Annotated in this window: 16 protein-coding genes; 12 read left to right on the top strand and 4 right to left on the bottom strand. The window is 72.8% G+C overall.

Annotation, left to right across the window (positions count from 1 at the left end):
* The first annotated feature begins 19 nt into the window (after nucleotides 1-19).
* The 4 genes from SAM23877_RS25020 (at nucleotide 20) to SAM23877_RS25030 (ending at nucleotide 3,467) form a co-directional block, all read left to right on the top strand.
* Nucleotides 20-586: a GNAT family N-acetyltransferase gene (locus SAM23877_RS25020; RefSeq protein ID WP_053137509.1), complete on the top strand. Its 567-nt coding sequence runs from the start codon at nucleotides 20-22 to the stop codon at nucleotides 584-586.
* Nucleotides 587-844: 258 nt separating this feature from the next.
* Entirely contained in the window at nucleotides 845-976 is a 132-nt protein-coding gene (locus tag SAM23877_RS41810; RefSeq protein ID WP_079030417.1) for a hypothetical protein, read from the top strand.
* 88 nt (nucleotides 977-1,064) lie between these two features.
* On the top strand, nucleotides 1,065-2,117 hold the full coding sequence (locus SAM23877_RS25025) for a 3-isopropylmalate dehydrogenase (protein ID WP_053142853.1): 1,053 nt from the start codon (nucleotides 1,065-1,067) through the stop codon (nucleotides 2,115-2,117).
* A gap of 261 nt (nucleotides 2,118-2,378) precedes the next feature.
* Nucleotides 2,379-3,467, top strand: coding sequence for a branched-chain amino acid aminotransferase (locus tag SAM23877_RS25030; protein WP_053137513.1), 1,089 nt, complete (start codon nucleotides 2,379-2,381; stop codon nucleotides 3,465-3,467).
* Nucleotides 3,468-3,650: 183 nt separating this feature from the next.
* Here SAM23877_RS25030 and SAM23877_RS25035 read toward each other — a convergent pair whose 3' ends face one another.
* Nucleotides 3,651-5,105 carry a cytosine permease gene (locus tag SAM23877_RS25035; RefSeq protein WP_053137517.1) on the bottom strand — a complete coding sequence of 485 codons (1,455 nt, stop codon included), beginning with the start codon at nucleotides 5,103-5,105 and terminating at the stop codon, nucleotides 3,651-3,653.
* A gap of 144 nt (nucleotides 5,106-5,249) precedes the next feature.
* Between SAM23877_RS25035 and ureA the strand changes: the two genes are divergently transcribed.
* The 6 genes from ureA (at nucleotide 5,250) to SAM23877_RS25065 (ending at nucleotide 12,688) form a co-directional block, all read left to right on the top strand.
* The gene (gene ureA, locus SAM23877_RS25040; protein ID WP_053137520.1) at nucleotides 5,250-5,957 is read left to right on the top strand and encodes an urease subunit gamma; all 708 of its coding nucleotides are present in this window, start codon (nucleotides 5,250-5,252) and stop codon (nucleotides 5,955-5,957) included.
* Complete coding sequence (locus SAM23877_RS25045) at nucleotides 5,954-7,669, top strand: urease subunit alpha (protein WP_053137523.1); 1,716 nt, start codon at nucleotides 5,954-5,956, stop codon at nucleotides 7,667-7,669. Before ureA ends, SAM23877_RS25045 begins: the two co-directional genes overlap by 4 nt.
* Nucleotides 7,670-7,689: 20 nt before the next feature.
* A complete protein-coding gene (locus tag SAM23877_RS25050; RefSeq protein ID WP_053137526.1) occupies nucleotides 7,690-8,727 on the top strand; it encodes an agmatine deiminase family protein in 1,038 nt (345 codons plus the stop codon).
* 10 nt (nucleotides 8,728-8,737) lie between these two features.
* Complete coding sequence (locus SAM23877_RS25055; RefSeq protein WP_053137529.1) at nucleotides 8,738-9,340, top strand: TetR/AcrR family transcriptional regulator; 603 nt, start codon at nucleotides 8,738-8,740, stop codon at nucleotides 9,338-9,340.
* Between the two features lie 329 nt (nucleotides 9,341-9,669).
* Nucleotides 9,670-11,274, top strand: a complete 1,605-nt coding sequence (cimA, locus tag SAM23877_RS25060; RefSeq protein WP_053137532.1) for a citramalate synthase — start codon at nucleotides 9,670-9,672, stop codon at nucleotides 11,272-11,274.
* A 61-nt stretch (nucleotides 11,275-11,335) separates the two neighbouring features.
* Entirely contained in the window at nucleotides 11,336-12,688 is a 1,353-nt protein-coding gene (locus SAM23877_RS25065) for a hypothetical protein (protein ID WP_053137535.1), read from the top strand.
* 33 nt (nucleotides 12,689-12,721) lie between these two features.
* Here the strand turns inward: SAM23877_RS25065 and SAM23877_RS25070 are convergent, their stop codons facing one another.
* The gene (locus SAM23877_RS25070) at nucleotides 12,722-13,891 is read right to left on the bottom strand and encodes a Cmx/CmrA family chloramphenicol efflux MFS transporter (protein WP_053142855.1); all 1,170 of its coding nucleotides are present in this window, start codon (nucleotides 13,889-13,891) and stop codon (nucleotides 12,722-12,724) included.
* 184 nt (nucleotides 13,892-14,075) lie between these two features.
* Nucleotides 14,076-15,008, bottom strand: a complete 933-nt coding sequence (locus tag SAM23877_RS25075) for a DMT family transporter (protein ID WP_053142857.1) — start codon at nucleotides 15,006-15,008, stop codon at nucleotides 14,076-14,078.
* Nucleotides 15,009-15,083: 75 nt separating this feature from the next.
* On the opposite strand from SAM23877_RS25075, the gene SAM23877_RS37820 reads away from it, so the two are divergent.
* Both SAM23877_RS37820 and SAM23877_RS39225 read left to right on the top strand, forming a co-directional pair.
* Nucleotides 15,084-15,839 carry a TetR/AcrR family transcriptional regulator gene (locus SAM23877_RS37820; protein WP_053137538.1) on the top strand — a complete coding sequence of 252 codons (756 nt, stop codon included), beginning with the start codon at nucleotides 15,084-15,086 and terminating at the stop codon, nucleotides 15,837-15,839.
* 4 nt (nucleotides 15,840-15,843) lie between these two features.
* Nucleotides 15,844-16,032 carry a hypothetical protein gene (locus SAM23877_RS39225; RefSeq protein WP_174532255.1) on the top strand — a complete coding sequence of 63 codons (189 nt, stop codon included), beginning with the start codon at nucleotides 15,844-15,846 and terminating at the stop codon, nucleotides 16,030-16,032.
* Here the strand turns inward: SAM23877_RS39225 and SAM23877_RS25085 are convergent.
* Nucleotides 16,019-16,576, bottom strand: coding sequence for a YceI family protein (locus SAM23877_RS25085; RefSeq protein ID WP_053137541.1), 558 nt, complete (start codon nucleotides 16,574-16,576; stop codon nucleotides 16,019-16,021). The two genes, SAM23877_RS39225 and SAM23877_RS25085, sit on opposite strands and share 14 nt — an antisense overlap.
* Nucleotides 16,577-16,639: the final 63 nt, after the last annotated feature.

Here is a 16,639-nt window from a genome sequence, read left to right on the forward strand (position 1 = left end):
GGCGCCGGATACTGAGCCCATGACCGTCCCCGGCCGAACGGCCACCCCCGGCCCCACCCTGCGCAGCGCCCACACCGCCGACCTCGCGCCCGGGGAACTGCGCGCCGCCCGTGCCCTCATGGACCTCGCCTTCGACGGCGACTTCGCCGAGGAGGACTGGGAGCACGCCCTCGGCGGCATGCACGCGCTCGTCCTCGACGACGCCGGGCTCGCCGCGCACGGCGCGGTCGTCATGCGCCGGGTACGGCACCGCGACCGCTGGCTGCGCGTCGGCTACGTGGAGGCCGTCGCCGTCCGCCCCGACGTCCGCCGCACCGGGCTCGGCGGGCGGGTGATGGCCGAGCTGGAGCGGATCGTCGACCGGGCGTACGACGCCGGGATGCTCTCCGCCAGCGACGAGGGGGCCCGCCTCTACACCGGCCGGGGCTGGCGGCAGTGGTCCGGCCGGGTCTCGGCCCTCGGCCCGGACGGTGCCGTGCACCTGCCGGAGGAGGAGGGCGGCACCTACGTCCGGCCTGCCCTGGCCGGCGTCCTGGACCCGGCGCACGGACTGCTCTTCGACTGGCGGGACGGGGATGTGCTGTAGGCATCACCGCAGGTCGCAGGGGTGTGACCCACTCCACCGTCTCAGATAGTAGGAAGTCCGAGTAATTGTGGAGACAGACGCTCCGCGCTCCCTTAGTTTTGTAGGAGCCGAACGTCCCGCTCGATCGAGCGGATGGCGGTCGTGAGCCGGGCCCCGTGCAGGCAACCCCTGCGGACCGTGCTCCCCGCCCCTTCCGGCCTCTCGCGATCCCCCCTTTTCTGTGCACCCGCGTGTGCTGTGCCGAAGGAGTCGATTCCCATGGCCGAGACCACCGTCCGCCGCCGAGTCCGCCACCTCTCCCGTACCGCCGACTCCGACCGCAAGAACGCCGCGGCCGCCCTCCAGCGCGCCCTCGACCGTCGGGACAACGGCGGCTCCACCGGTCACTGAGCCGGACGTGACACGGAGGTGACAGCCGGGGTGTCCGCATGCCGGACACCTCATGTCATCCCGTGGGACGGAGAGTAGGGTGCTGCGCATGTCGGCTAGCTCTCGCATCCTCAATCTCGCAGTGATTCCCGGTGACGGCATCGGCCAGGAGGTCGTGGCCGAGGGTCTCAAGGTCCTCTCCGCCGTCCTCCCGCAGGATGTGAAGCTGGAGACCAAGGAGTTCGACTTCGGCGCCCGGCGCTACCACGCCACCGGTGAGACCCTCACCGACGCCGACCTCGACGCCCTCAAGGCCCACGACGCGATCCTCCTCGGCGCCATCGGTGACCCCTCGGTGCCGTCGGGTGTGCTGGAGCGCGGCTTCCTGCTCAAGCTCCGCTTCGCCTTCGACCACCACGTGAACCTGCGGCCCTCCAAGCTCCTGCCGGGTGTCGCCACCCCGCTCGCCGGCCAGCCGGAGATCGACTTCGTCGTCGTCCGCGAGGGCACCGAGGGCCCGTACACGGGCAACGGCGGCACCATCCGCAAGGGCACCGAGCACGAGGTCGCCACCGAGGTCTCCGTCAACACGGCCTTCGGTGTCGAGCGCGTCGTCCGCGACGCCTTCGCCCGCGCCCAGGCCCGCCCCCGCAAGAAGCTCACGCTGGTCCACAAGAACAACGTGCTGACCTTCGCGGGCCACCTGTGGACGAACGTCTTCAACAAGGTGGCCGAGGAGTACCCCGAGGTCACCACCGACTACATCCACGTCGACGCCGCGACGATCTACCTCGTCACCGACCCCGGCCGCTTCGACGTGATCGTCACCGACAACCTCTTCGGCGACATCATCACCGACCTCGCCGCGGCCGTCTCCGGCGGCATCGGCGTCGCCGCGAGCGGGAACATCAACCCCTCGGGCGACTTCCCCTCGATGTTCGAGCCGGTCCACGGTTCCGCGCCCGACATCGCCGGCCAGGGCAAGGCCGACCCCACCGCCACGGTCCTGTCCGTCGCCCTGCTGCTGCGCCACCTCGGTCACGAGGCCGAGGCGACCCGCATCGAGGAAGCGGTCTCCGCCGACCTCGGCGAGCGCGGCGGCAAGCCCGCCCGCTCCACCTCGGAGATCGGTGACGCGCTCGCCGTACGAGTAGCCGGCTGACCCGCCGCGCCACTCGATCGAATCCCTTTCGAAGCCGCCGGGTCCGGAAACAAGGCACCCGGCGGCTTTCTCCTGCGTCCGCCAGGTGCGACCATCGAGCCCTGGGCCGCATTCACCCCGTTTCACCCGTCGCCACTCGCGCGCGATAATCGAACGCGAAGCCGTGACATGAGGGAATGCTCGGACGTCCTAGCACCGGCCACCGGCCGTACGGGCGTGACAGCGGCCCGTCACAATCAAACCGGTGAAGGACATCAACCCATGACGACGCCCACGATCGAGCTCAAGCCCTCCGCCACCCCGCTCTCCGACGCCGAGCGCGCGGCGATCCTGTCCGCCCCCGGGTTCGGCCGCCACTTCACCGACCACATGGTGACGATCAAGTGGACCGAGGGCCGCGGCTGGCACGACGGACAGCTCGTCCCGTACGGCCCGCTCGCCCTGGACCCGGCCACCATGGTCCTGCACTACGCGCAGGAGATCTTCGAGGGACTGAAGGCCTACCGCCGGCCCGACGGCTCCGTCGCCACCTTCCGGCCGGAGAAGAACGCCCAGCGCTTCCAGGCCTCCTCGCGCCGCCTGGGCATGCCGGAGCTGCCGGTGGAGACCTTCATCGAGGCGTGCGACGCGCTGGTGCGGCAGGACGAGAAGTGGGTCCCGGCGCACGGCGGTGAGGAGTCCCTCTACCTGCGCCCCTTCATGATCGCGACCGAGGTCGGCCTGGGCGTCAAGCCGGCCAACGAGTACCTGTTCCTGGTCATCGCCTCCCCGGCCGGCGCCTACTTCCCGGGCGGCGTCAAGCCCGTCTCCATCTGGGTCTCCGAGGACCGCGTCCGCGCCGTCCCCGGCGGCATGGGCGACGCCAAGACCGGCGGCAACTACGCCGCGTCCCTGCTCGCCCAGGCGGAGGCCGCCGCCAAGGGCTGCGACCAGGTCTGCTACCTGGACGCGGTCGAGCACCGGTGGGTCGAGGAACTCGGCGGCATGAACCTGTACTTCGTGTACGGGGACAAGATCGTCACCCCGTCCCTCACCGGCTCCATCCTGGAGGGCGTCACCCGTGACTCCCTGCTCACCGTCGCCCGCGACCTGGGCTACGAGGCCGAGGAGGGCCGCGTCTCGGTCGAGCAGTGGCAGCGCGACTCGGAGAACGGCTCCCTCACCGAGGTCTTCGCCTGCGGTACGGCGGCCGTGATCACGCCGGTCGGCACCGTCAAGCGCGCGGGTGCGCAGTGGCAGCAGAGCGGGGGCGAGACCGGGGAGGTCACGCAGCGCCTGCGGAACGCGCTGCTGGACATCCAGCGGGGCACCGCCGAGGACAAGCACGGCTGGATGCACCGCCTGGCCTGAGGCCACCGGACCGGCGCCGGCCCGCGCCGACGCCTCCGGAGTCCTTGAGCGGGTCCGCTGCGGCTTCCGGTTCCGGAGGGTCCGCTGCGGGTTCGGGCCCGGAGTCCGGAGCGGGTCTGCTGCGGGTTCCGGCCCCGGAGTTCCTGAGCGGGTCGGGTCCGGCGGCTTGCGGACCCGGAATCCTCAGGCGGGCCCGCTCCCCGTCTCGGCCGGACGGGAAGCGGGCCCCGCCACCTCCGCCGCGGGTGCCGTCGCCGCGGCGGTGCCCGGAACGGCGAGCAGGTACACCGCCCCGCCCACCAGCCCCGACAGCAGGAAGCTGCAGTCCACCCCGCCCGTCAGCGACAGCAGCGGGCCCTCGTACGACGGCAGCGACACCGCCAGCACGCCGACGAGCGCGCCCGCGGCCCAGGCCACCGTGGCCGGGACGTTCCAGCCCGCGCGGTACCAGTAGACGCCGCCCCGGGCCCGGCGGTTGAAGACCTGGAGCGCGTCGGTGTCGTACTCCCCGCCGCAGCGGACGAAGCCGATCATCGTGATCACCGCCCACGGGGTGCCGATCGCCGTCAGCAGCAGCACGAACGACGTCATCGCCGACCGCGCGTCCCACGCGTAGTGCCCGGCGAAGACGCACGCGGTGGCGACGACGGCGACGGCACAGGTAGCCCGGGCCCGGGAGGCGCGCGGCAGGATGGCGTCCAGGTCCAGGCCCATGGAGTACAGCATCAGGCCCGCGTTGCCGACCGACCCGGCGGAGGCGGCCAGCAGCAGCGGGACCAGGTACCAGGTGGGCGCGGCGTCGACCAGCGGCCCCGCGTAGTCCAGGGCGGCGCGGGCGGCGTACGAGGTGAAGGTGCCGAAGAGCTGCGGCACCAGCAGGCCCAGCATCAGCCCCAGCCAGGTCGCGTGCAGCACCCGGCGCGAGGTGAAGCGGGCCGGGGAGACGTAGCGGGTGTAGTCGCCGAGCAGCGTGATGAAGGCGATCGGCCCGGACAGCCCGGCGGCCACGACCGCGAGCAGCCACGTCGGCCAGAACCCGCCCAGCAGGTACCCGCCCGCCTCCGGCAGCGCCGCGGTGGTGAAGCCGGGGGCGTAGGCGATCACGCCCAGCACCAGCAGGGCGGTCATGCCGTACGCCAGCACCTTGGACATCGTGAGCAGCACCCGGTAGCCGTAGACCGCGCCCGCCACGGTGGCCGCGGCGAGCAGCCCGTAGACGACGGCGTACGCGCCCCCGCCCTGCGGCAGTCCGAAGAGCCGGCCGAGCACGCCCGTCATCACGTCGCCGCCGATCCACACGGTCAGCGCCGTGTAGCCGAGGGCGAGGAGCAGGCCGACCACCGAGCCGACCAGTCGTCCGCGCACCCCGAACTGGGCGCCCGACGACGTCGACAGGTTGGTGCCGGTGCGCAGGGAGACCAGGGCCAGCGGGGCGGTGAACACGGTGCCGACGACCGTGCCCGCCAGCACGGAGCTGACCGACGCCCACCAGCCCAGGCCGAAGGAGGGCGGGAGCCAGCCGAAGACGATCACGCCGAGGCACAGGTTGGAACCGAGCAGGATCGAGACGAGGTCCCGCGGCCCGCTGGTCCGTTCCTCCTCGGGGATGGTGTCGACTCCGCGCTGTTCTATCGGCATGGCTGGTCTCCTTCGACGGCCGCCTGAGTGTTAGAGCGACGTTCAATGTGACGCCCGACTCCGGTGTGCGTCAACGGTTCCGTTGCATGTACTGGGCGTTTAGAGTGTTGCTCTAACGAGTGAAAGGCAAGGAGGTGCCGCGTCGTGAGACTGACCCCCACGGAACGTGACCGGCTGCTGCTCTTCGGGGCGGCCGAGCTGGCCCGGTCCCGGCGGGCCCGCGGGCTCCGGCTGAACGTGCCGGAGGCGACCGCGCTGATCGCGGACACCGTGTGCGAGGCCGCCCGGGACGGCGCGCGCCTCGCCGAGGCCGTCGAGCGCGCCCGGTCCGTACTCGGCGCCGACGACGTGCTGCCCGGAGTCGCGGACGTGGTCACCGAGGTGCACGTGGAGGCCGTCTTCGACGACGGGTCCCGGCTCGCGGTGGTCTCCGACCCGATCGGGGGAGGGGCGCTCGGGCCGGCGGGCCCGGGAGCCCTGCTGCCGGGGCCCGACCACACCGAGCCCGAGGCCGCGGTGCGCATCCCGGTGACCAACACGGCGAGCGTGCCCGTCTCCGTCACCTCCCACTTCCACTTCTTCGAGGCCAACCCCCGCCTGGACTTCGACCGCGAGCGGGCCTACGGCATGCGCCTGGCCGTCCCCGCGGGCTCGTCGGTGCGCTTCGGTCCCGGGGAGAGCGCCGAGGTCGGTCTCGTGCCCATCGGCGGGCGGCGCGTCGCGATCGGCTTCGCCGGTCTGGTCGACGGCCCGCTGGACGCGCCGGGAGCGAAGGCGGAGGCCCTGCGCCGGGCAGCGGCCTGCGGATACCTGGGAGTCACCCGGGGGGCACCGGAAGGAGACGGGCGATGAGCCGCTCGAAGGGACGCGAGATCAGCGAGTCGATCCACATCGACCCCCACGCCTACGCGGCCACCCACGGCCCCCGTGCCGGCGACCGCCTCCGCCTCGGCGACTCGGGCCTGGTGATCCGCGTCGAGTCCGACGCCCAGCGCCACGGCGACGAGTTCCTCGCCGGCTTCGGCAAGACCGCCCGCGACGGACTGCACCTCAAGGCCGCCACCGTCCGGGAGACCTGTGACGTCGTCATCAGCAACGTCGTCGTGATCGACGCGGCCCAGGGCATCCGGAAGGTGTCGATCGGCATCCGCGAGGGGCGCATCCACGCCATCGGGCGGGCCGGTAACCCGGACACCCTGGACGACGTCGACGTCGTGGTCGGCACGGGCACGTCCATCGTCTCCGGCGAGGGGCTCATCGCCACCGCCGGCGCCGTCGACACCCACGTCCACCTGCTCTCCCCGCGCATCATGGAGGCGTCGCTGGCGTCCGGCGTGACGACGATCATCGGGCAGGAGTTCGGCCCGGTGTGGGGCGTCGGCGTCAACTCGCCCTGGGCGCTGAAGCACGCCTTCGGCGCGTTCGACGCCTGGCCGGTCAACATCGGCTTCCTCGGCCGGGGTTCGTCCTCCCACGAGGCCCCGCTGATCGAGGCGCTGGCCGAGGGCGGCGCGAGCGGCTTCAAGGTGCACGAGGACATGGGCGCCCACACCCGCGCCCTGGACACCGCCCTGCGCGTCGCCGAGGAACACGACGTCCAGGTCGCCCTGCACAGCGACGGCCTGAACGAGTGCCTCTCCGTGGAGGACACCCTCCGCGTCCTGGAGGGCCGCACCATCCACGCCTTCCACATCGAGGGCTGCGGCGGCGGACACGTCCCCAACGTGCTGAAGATGGCCGGCGTCCCCAACGTCATCGGCTCCTCCACCAACCCCACCCTGCCCTTCGGCCGGGACGCGGTCGCCGAGCACTACGGCATGATCGTCTCCGTCCACGACCTCAAGACCGACCTGCCGGGCGACGCCGCCATGGCCCGCGACCGCATCCGCGCCGGGACCATGGGCGCCGAGGACGTGCTGCACGACCTGGGCGCCATCGGCATCACCTCCTCGGACGCGCAGGGCATGGGCCGGGCCGGCGAGACGGTCCGCCGCACCTTCGCCATGGCCGGCAAGATGAAGGCCGAGTTCGGCGCCCCCGACGCCGGCCACGACAACGAACGCGTCCTGCGCTACATCGCCAAGCTCACCCTCAACCCGGCCATCGCGCACGGCCTGGCCCACGAGGTCGGCTCCATCGAGCCCGGCAAGCTCGCCGACATCGTCCTGTGGCGCCCGGAGTACTTCGGCGCCAAGCCGCAGCTCGTCCTCAAGTCGGGCTTCCCGGCGTACGGCGTGGTCGGCGACCCGAACGCGGCCACCGACACCTGCGAACCACTCGTCCTCGGCCCCCAGTTCGGCGCGCACGGCGCCACGCCGGCCGACATATCCGTGGCCTTCGTCGCGCAGGCCGCCCTCGACCAGGGCGGCGACACCATGCCGACCCGCCGCCGCCGGGTCGCCGTGCGCGGCACCCGCGGCATCGGACCGGCCGACCTGCGTCTGAACTCCCGTACCGGGCAGGTCGACGTCGACCAGCGCACCGGCCTGGTCACCCTCGACGGCGAGCCGCTGCGCTCCGAACCGGCCGAGTCGGTCTCCCTCAACCGCCTGTACTTCCTCTGACGGACCCGAAGGACCCCCACATGAACACGCCCGCCGCCGACGGCTTCCGCATGCCCCCCGAGTGGGCCCCGCACGAGCGCACCTGGATGGCGTGGCCCGGCCCCAACCCCACCTTCGACGACCCCGAGGACCTGGCCGCCGCGCGCGTCGCCTGGGCGTCCGTCGCCCGGGCGGTGCGCCGCTTCGAGCCGGTGACGGTGGTGTGCGGCCCGGGGCAGTCGGCCGGGGCGCGCGCCCTGCTGGGCGAGGGGATCGAGACGGTCGAACGCGACCTCGACGACGCCTGGATGCGCGACATCGGCCCCACCTTCGTCACCGACGGCAAGGAGCTGGGCGCCGTCGACTGGACCTTCAACGGCTGGGGCGCCCAGGACTGGGCCCGCTGGGAGCACGACGCGAAGATCGGCGCGCACGTCGCCGACCTCGCGGGCGCCCGGACGTACACCTCCCCGCTGGTCAACGAGGGCGGCGGCATCCACGTCGACGGCGAGGGCACCGTGCTGCTCACCGAGACCGTGCAGCTCGGCCCGGAGCGCAACCCCGGCTGGACGAGGGAGCGAGTCGAGGCGGAGATCCACGCCCGCCTCGGCACCAGCAAAGCCGTCTGGCTGCCGCGGGGACTCACCTCCGACTACCCTCCGTACGGCTTCGGCACCCTCGGCCACGTCGACATCGTCGCCGCCTTCGCGGCCCCCGGCGTCGTCGTCGCCCACCACCAGCCCGACCCGGCCCACCCCGACCACGAGGTGACCCGGGAGGCCATCGGCATCCTGCGCGCGGCCACCGACGCCCGGGGCCGCCGCCTGGAGGTCGTCGAGGTGCCGGCCCCGACCGTCCTGGAGGCCGACGGCCACTGGGCCGACTACTCCTACATCAACCACTACCTGTGCAACTCGGGCGTCGTGCTCTGCGGCTTCGACGACCCGCGCGACGAGATCGCGGCCGGCATCTTCCGCCGGCTCCACCCGCGACGGACGGTGACCCTGGTGGACGCGCGTACGATCTTCGCGGGTGGCGGAGGCATCCACTGCATCACGCAGCAGCAGCCGAGGGTCTAGGAGCAGCGACATGGCCGGTGGTGGGCGCAGGCAGGCCCCGCCGCGCGAGGACGTCCTCGCCGCCGCCATGGAGATGATCGCCGAGCGCGGCCTGGAGAAGCTCACCATGGCGGCGCTCGGCCGCGAGGTCGGCATGAGCAGCGGGCACCTCCTCTACTACTTCCACTCCAAGGACGAACTGCTGCTGCGCACCCTGGAGTGGAGCGAGGGCCGGCTCGGCGTCGAACGCGGCCGGCTGCTCACCCGCCCCGGGACGGTCCGCGAACGCCTCGACGCCTACGTCGACCTGTACGTTCCCGAGGGCCACCGCGACCCGCACTGGACGCTGTGGCTGGAGGTCTGGAACCGCTCGCAGAACGCGGACGGCGACGCCCGCGACCGGCAGGCCGCCATCGAGGGCGCCTGGCACCGCGACCTGGTCGCGCTGCTCGCCGAGGGCGTCTCGCGCGGCGAGTTCCGCCCCGTCGACGCCGACCGCTTCGCTTCCCGGCTGCGTGCCCTCCTCGACGGTTTCGCCATCCACGTGGCGATCGGGCTGCGCGGAACGGACCGGACGCAGGTCCTCGGCCATGTGCGGGAGTTCCTGGCGGACGCCCTCTTCGCGGACGTCTGACGTCCGGCCCCGGGCCGCTCGCCGGACAGGCGCCGCCCGCATCCTGAGACGGGCGGTGAACCGGGGGACGAACTGTGCCAGACTCCCTCCGTGCTCTCGTTCGCCATGATTATTGGCAGCAGGCGCGCCGGTCCGCAGTGACCACCGCGTACGACCAGGTACGGGTGGACACCGTCGTCCTCGACCCGCGCGCAGACCTCTCGCACCCGCGAGAGGTTTTTCGTTTTCCTGGCCCACCTCCAGCCGGGAAGAGAGCGCGAGGGATCATAGACGGACGGTGGAACCGGTCATTCCGGTAGACCGAGATCCCCAACAGGAGTCCTCAGATCATGACCGCAACCAGCGAACTCGACGATTCGTTCCACGTCTTCGACACCACCCTGCGCGACGGCGCGCAGCGCGAGGGCATCAACCTCACGGTCGCGGACAAGCTGGCCATCGCACGGCACCTGGACGACTTCGGCGTGGGCTTCATCGAGGGCGGCTGGCCCGGCGCGAACCCGCGGGACACCGAGTTCTTCGCCCGGGCCCAGCAGGAGATCGACTTCAGGCACGCCGAGCTGGTGGCCTTCGGCTCCACCCGCCGCGCCGGTACGACCGCCGCCCAGGACCACCAGGTCAAGGCACTCCTGGAGTCGGGCGCCCAGGTGATCACCCTGGTCGCCAAGTCCCACGACCGGCACGTCGAGCTGGCACTGCGCACCACGCTCGACGAGAACCTGGCGATGGTCGCCGACACCGTCTCCCACCTCAAGGAGCAGGGCCGCCGCGTCTTCGTCGACTGCGAGCACTTCTTCGACGGCTACCGCGCCAACCCCGAGTACGCCAAGGCCGTCGTCCGCGCCGCCTCGGAAGCGGGCGCCGACGTCGTCATCCTGTGCGACACCAACGGCGGCATGCTGCCGGCGCAGATCCACGCCGTGGTCTCCACGGTGCTGGCCGACACCGGCGCCCGGCTCGGCATCCACGCCCAGGACGACACCGGCTGCGCCGTCGCCAACACCCTCGCCGCGGTCGACGCGGGCGCCACCCACGTCCAGTGCACGGCGAACGGCTACGGCGAGCGGGTCGGCAACGCCAACCTGTTCCCGGTCGTGGCCGCCCTGGAGCTGAAGTACGGCAAGAAGGTGCTGCCCGAGGGCCGGCTCCGCGAGATGACGAGGATCTCCCACGCCATCGCCGAGGTCGTCAACCTCACCCCGTCCACCCACCAGCCCTACGTCGGGGTGTCCGCCTTCGCGCACAAGGCCGGCCTGCACGCCTCCGCGATCAAGGTCGACCCCGACCTGTACCAGCACATCGACCCCGAGCAGGTCGGCAACACCATGCGGATGCTGGTCTCCGACATGGCCGGCCGCGCCTCCATCGAGCTCAAGGGGAAGGAACTCGGCATCGACCTCGGCGGCGACCGTGAACTGGTCGGCCGGGTCGTCGAGCGGGTCAAGGAACGGGAGCTGGCCGGCTACACGTACGAGGCGGCGGACGCGAGCTTCGAGCTGCTGCTGCGCGCGGAGGCCGAGGGCAGCCCCCTGAAGTACTTCGAGGTCGAGTCCTGGCGCGCGATCACCGAGGACCGCCCCGACGGCACCCACGCCAACGAGGCCACGGTGAAGCTCTGGTCCAAGGGCGAGCGGATCGTCGCCACGGCGGAGGGCAACGGGCCGGTCAACGCCCTGGACCGCGCCCTGCGCGTCGCCCTGGAGCGGACCTATCCCGAGCTGGCCAAGCTCGACCTGGTCGACTACAAGGTCCGCATCCTGGAGGGCGTGCACGGCACCCAGTCCACGACCAGGGTGCTCATCTCCACGGGCGACGGGACGGGGGAGTGGTCCACGGTGGGCGTCGCGGAGAACGTCATCGCCGCGTCGTGGCAGGCGCTGGAGGACGCGTACACGTACGGGCTGCTGCGGGCGGGGGTCACGCCCGCCGGGTGAGCCGGGTTTTCCTCACCCGTACTGATGTCTTATTGAGGCCGATTCGGGTACTTTCGAACGTATGAAGGACCTTCGCGTTCGTGTCCTCATACGCCTGCTGCTCGCGCCGGTCATCGCCGCGCTGGCGGTGCTGATGGCCGGTGCGCCCGGCGCTCAGGCGGCCACCGACGTCTCCGAGATCGGCGCGGCCCTGCGCGAGAGTCCGGTCTACGTGGACCCGGCCGCGTCCGACCTGCTGTCCCGGTCGGACGCGGAGGCGCTCGCCGACAAGATCGAGGAAGCGAACGAACCCGTCTTCGTCGCGGTCCTGCCGGCCGACTACCCGACCGCGAACCTCTTCCAGAACCTCCGCACCGAGACCGGCATCACCGGGCTGTACGGCGTCCGGCTCGGCGACGAGTTCGACGCGCGCGCCGACAGCAGCGTGCTGAGCCGCCAGGGCGTGAACAACCTCGTCACGGCGGCGCAGGGCGCCGGCGACACCAAGGCCCAGCTGAACGACTTCGTCGACGACGCGCTGCGCAGCGTGCGCGGCTCGGCCCCGTCCTCCTGGGACTCCGGTGGCGGCTCCTTCCCCACCGGCGCCCTGATCACCGCGGGCGCCGTCGTGGCGGCCGGCGGCGCGGGCGCCTACGCGATCGCGCGGCGCAACCGGCGCCGCCGCGAGGAGGAGCAGCGCGAGTCCCTGGAGCGGCTGCGCGTCGTGGTCGACGAGGACATCACGGCGTTCGGCGAGGAACTGGACCGGCTGGACTTCCACCCGGGGGAGCCGGGCGCCGACGACCCGATGCGCGCGGACTACGAACGGTCACTGGACGCCTACGAGAAGGCCAAGACCTTCATGGCGGACGCCCGCCGACCGGAGGACGTACGCGGCGTCACCCAGGCCCTGGAGGACGGACGCTTCTCCCTCGCCCTGCTCGCCGCCCGCCGGGAGGGCAGGCCGCTGCCCGAGCGCCGCCCGCCGTGCTTCTTCGACCCGCGCCACGGTCCCTCCGTCGCCGACGTCACCTGGACCCCGCAGGGCGGCGCCACCCGCGAGGTCCCGGTCTGCGCGGCCGACCGGGCCCGGCTGTCCGACGGCCGGGACCCGATGATCCGCGAGGTGGACACCGAGTACGGCCGCCGGCCCTACTGGGACGCCGGACCGGCCTACGGGCCCTGGGCGGGCGGCTACTTCGGCGGCGGCATCCTGCCGGGCCTGCTCGTCGGGACCATGCTGGGCGGGATGATGGCGGGCCCCGCCTACGGGGCCGGCTACGGCGCCGGCTACGGCGACTTCGGCGGCCACGAGGGCGGTGACGTGTCCGGCGGCGACTTCGACTCGGGCGACTTCGGCGGCGGCTTCGGCGGCGGGGACTTCGGCGGGGGCGGCGGCTTCGGCGGCGGCGGGGACTTCGGCGGCGGCTTCTGAGCGGCCGGCCGTGAGGCCACCGCCCGCCCGTGGTCAGCCCCGTGCCGTCCGCCACGCCCGGGCGAACGGGGCGAGGGACACCGTGAGGGCGAGAACGAGGGCGCCCGTGACGAGCCCCGCGCTGACCCACACCGGCGACCGGTACCCGAACCCCGCGCCGATCGCCGCACCTCCGGCCCAGGGACCCAGCGCCGCACCCACGTTGAACGCCGCCGTCGCGAAGCCTCCGGCCAGGGTGGGGGCGTCCGGCGCCGCGTACAGCGCCTGGGTGATCAGGGTGGAACCGACCCCGAAGGACAGGGCGCCCAGCAGGAACACGAGCCCGAGCACCAGAGCGGGGCTCCCCGCGCCGAGTGCGAGCGCGCACCATCCGGCGCACAGCGCGGCGCCGCCCGCCGTCAGCACCCGCACCGGATGCCGGTCCGCGAACCGCCCGCCGACGTTCACCCCGAGGAACGACCCCGCTCCGAACAGCGCCAGCACCCCGGGCACCCACGCGCCGTCCAGCCCGCCGACCTCGGTGGCCAGCGGCGCGAGATAGGTGAACGTACAGAAGGTCGCCCCGTTCACCAGCGCGGCCAGCAGCAACATGAGCCGCAGCCGGGGAGCGCGCAGCGCCCGCAGCTCGCCCCGCAGCGGGGGAGGCGCGGCCTCGGCGGCACCGCCCGGTACCGACCGGGCCACCGCCACCACCGCGGGCACCGCCAGCAGCGCCACCGCCCAGAACGCGGAGCGCCAGCCCCACACCTGGCCGAGCAGCGCCCCGGCGGGCACCCCGATCACGCAGGCCAGGGTGACCCCGCCCAGCAGCGTGGACGTGGCCCGGCCCCCGGCCCCGGGCTCGGCCATGCCGACGGCGGTCACCAGGGCGACGGCCAGGAACCCGGCGTTGGCCAGGGCTCCGACCACCCGGGCGGCGAGCAGCACCTCGAAGCTGCCGGTGACGGCGCCGATGACATGGACGGCGAGGAAGACGCAGAGGAAGCCCAGCAGGGCGCCCCGCCGCGACCACCGTCGGCCGAGGACCGCCATCAGCGGCGCCCCGACGACCATCCCCACCGCGAAGGCCGAGGTCAGTGCCCCGGCCGCAGGCACGGTGACCTGTAGATCCCTTGCGATGTCCGGCACCAGCCCGGACAGCATGAACTCGGACGTTCCCTGGGCGAACACGGCAAGGCCCAGCAGAAGAAGAGCGAACGGCATGAGGAAACTCCGCACCCGGAAGTCGACGTCGGACACGACACGGCGGACGGCCGTCCGGTGGCGGTGCGACGACGAGGACCCACGGGTACGCGCGCGGCGCGTCCCTCAGCCCGGCATCACGGGCGGCCACCGGAGGACAGGTGGCCGGAGTCTGTCGGCTTCGGGGCTGTTCACGTCGGGCAGACTAGCGCCTCCCGGCGCGGGAGACGACCGGATAATCGGCGGCGGACCGGGTGACCCGGGTCCGGGAAGCAGGGCCCCCGCGGCGGACGACGACGACCGCCGCGAGGCCGACGGCCAGGCCCAGGGCGGTCTGCACGCCGAAGGGCTCGCCGAACATCAGGGCGCCCCACACGGCGGTGACCGGAGCCATGAGGAACATGAGCGTGTTGACCTCGGTGATGCCGGACCGGCGCAGGATCAGCCAGTACAGCCCGTAGCCGCCGAACGTGGGCAGCACCACGAGCCAGGCGGTCGCCACCCAGAACGAGGAGTCGGCGGGCGGGACGGCGGCGCCGACGCCGACCGCCAGCCCGGAGAAGAGGACGGCGCTGGTCACGCAGTGGATCGTCAGCGCCACCCGGGGCTCGGCCGGCGAAGGCGAGCGGCCCTCCAGGAAGGTGGCCGCCACCAGGGACAGCATGCCGAGAAAGGGCACCCCGTACGCCCACCAGGCCACCTCCGCTCCCGCCGCCGCGGCGTCGGCCACCGTCACCGTGGCCACTCCGGCCAGCCCCAGCCACAGCCCGAGCCACTGCCGGCGCGAGACGTACTGCCGCAGCAGGGGCCCGGCGAGCGCGCCGGCGACGAGCGGCTGGACGCCGTCGATCAGGGCGGTGGTGCCGCTGGAGACGCCGAGGCGGATGGCGTAGTAGACGCTGAGGAGGTAGCCGCTCTGCGACAGCGCCCCGATGACGACCTGCCGGCCGGCCTCCCGGCGCGTCAGCCCGCGCCACGCCGCCCGGGACAGGGCGGCGGCGGCCACCAGGACCACGGCCAGCGGCACGAAGCGCCACATCAGGAGCGTGGGCGCGTCCGCCGTCCCGGCGCCGAGCTTGGCGCCGATGAAGCCGGAACTCCAGGACAGTACGAAGGCGACCGAGAGCAGGACGTTCACGTCGACCACATCCAGTAGACAGATCGGTTTACTCGTTCGGAGTGTCCACTATACAGATCGGTATACTTGCGAGGTATGGAGCCTGTGGAGAAGCCGCGCCGCGTCCGGATGACGCCGGGCGCGCACCGTGTCCTGGAAGCCGCCGAGCGGCTGTTCTACGAGCGCGGCATCCATGCCGTGGGCGTGGACCTCATCGCCGCCGAGGCCGGGGTGACCAAGAAGACGCTGTACGACCGGTTCGGCTCCAAGGAGCAGATCGTCGTGGAGTACCTGGCCGGGCGGGACGAGCGCTGGCGCGGGCTCCTCGGCGGCCGCCTGGAGGCGGCGGGGGAGGAGCCGGCCGCCCGCGTCCTGGCCGTCTTCGAGGCCTCGCGCGCCTGGGCGGCGGAGTACGGGGAGAGGGGGTGCAGCATGGTCAACGCCCATGCGGAGATCAGTGACCCGGCCCATCCGGCGAACCCGGTCATCGCCGGGCAGAAGCGGTGGATGCTCGACCTGTTCACCCGTCTCGTCCGGGACCTCGACGCGGCCGGAGCGGACGGGCCGACGCCCGCGGACGGGCCGAGGGGCGCGGCGATGAGCGCGGACGCGGCGGTGGACGCGGACGGGTCGACGAGCGAGGATCGGCCGGCGGGCGAGGGCCGGGCGGCGGGCCAGGGTCGGGCGGCCGGCGCGGACCGGCTGGCGGGCACGCTGATGCTGCTGCACGAGGGGGCCCTGGTCGCGCACGGGCTGGGGGTCCTCCCCGACCCCTTCGGACACGCCCTCGACCAGGCGCGGGACCTGCTGCGGAATCGGGCGGCGGCGGGGCGGGGCGCGCCGCTACGGTGAGCCCGTGCCGTCCCGTGGCGCCCGTGTGGTCATCGACAGGCGCAACGCCCCGGTCGCCATGGCGTACCGGGGCGCCGGGACGGTCGCCGCGATCGCGGGGCCGAGCGAGCGGGCCCGGGCCGCGGGGGTGCCGGTGGTCACCGTCCGGCACCGGGTCCGGGCCGCCGTCGACGCGGAGTTCACGCCTGCTTGATCGCCGAGATGTCGAAGGTCAGCTTGATCTTGTCGGAGACCAGGACGCCGCCCGTCTCCAGTGCCGCGTTCCAGGTGAGCCCCCACTCCGAGCGCTTGATCTCCGCCTTGCCCTCGAAGCCGACGCGCTCGTTGCCGAACGGGTCCTTGGCGGCGCCGTTGAACTCCAGGTCGATGGTGAGGGGCTTGGTGGTGCCGAGGATCGTGAGATCGCCGGTGATGCGGTAGTCGTCGCCGCCGAGGGCCTGCGCCTCGGTGGAACGGAAGGTCATCGTCGGGAACTCGTCGGTCTTGAAGAAGTCCGCGCTCCTGAGGTGGCCGTCGCGGTCGGGGGAGCCGGTGTCGATGCTGTCCATCGTGATGTCGAGGGACGCCGTGGAGCGGGACGGGTCGGAGCCGTCCAGCCGCAGCGTGCCGCTGAAGTCGAGGAACTTGCCCTTCACGTTGGTGACCATGGCGTGGCGCGCCGTGAAGCCGATCGTCGTGTGCGCGGGGTCGATCGTGTACTCGCCGGTCAGGGTGGCGGGGTCCGGGGTCGTGGTCATGGTGTCCTCCTGGGGGTGGCCGGGCCGTGCGGCCGGAGCCTTATGTTGAATGTTCAACCAGTC

The sequence above is a fragment of the Streptomyces ambofaciens ATCC 23877 genome, from assembly GCF_001267885.1.
Taxonomy (GTDB): domain Bacteria; phylum Actinomycetota; class Actinomycetes; order Streptomycetales; family Streptomycetaceae; genus Streptomyces; species Streptomyces ambofaciens.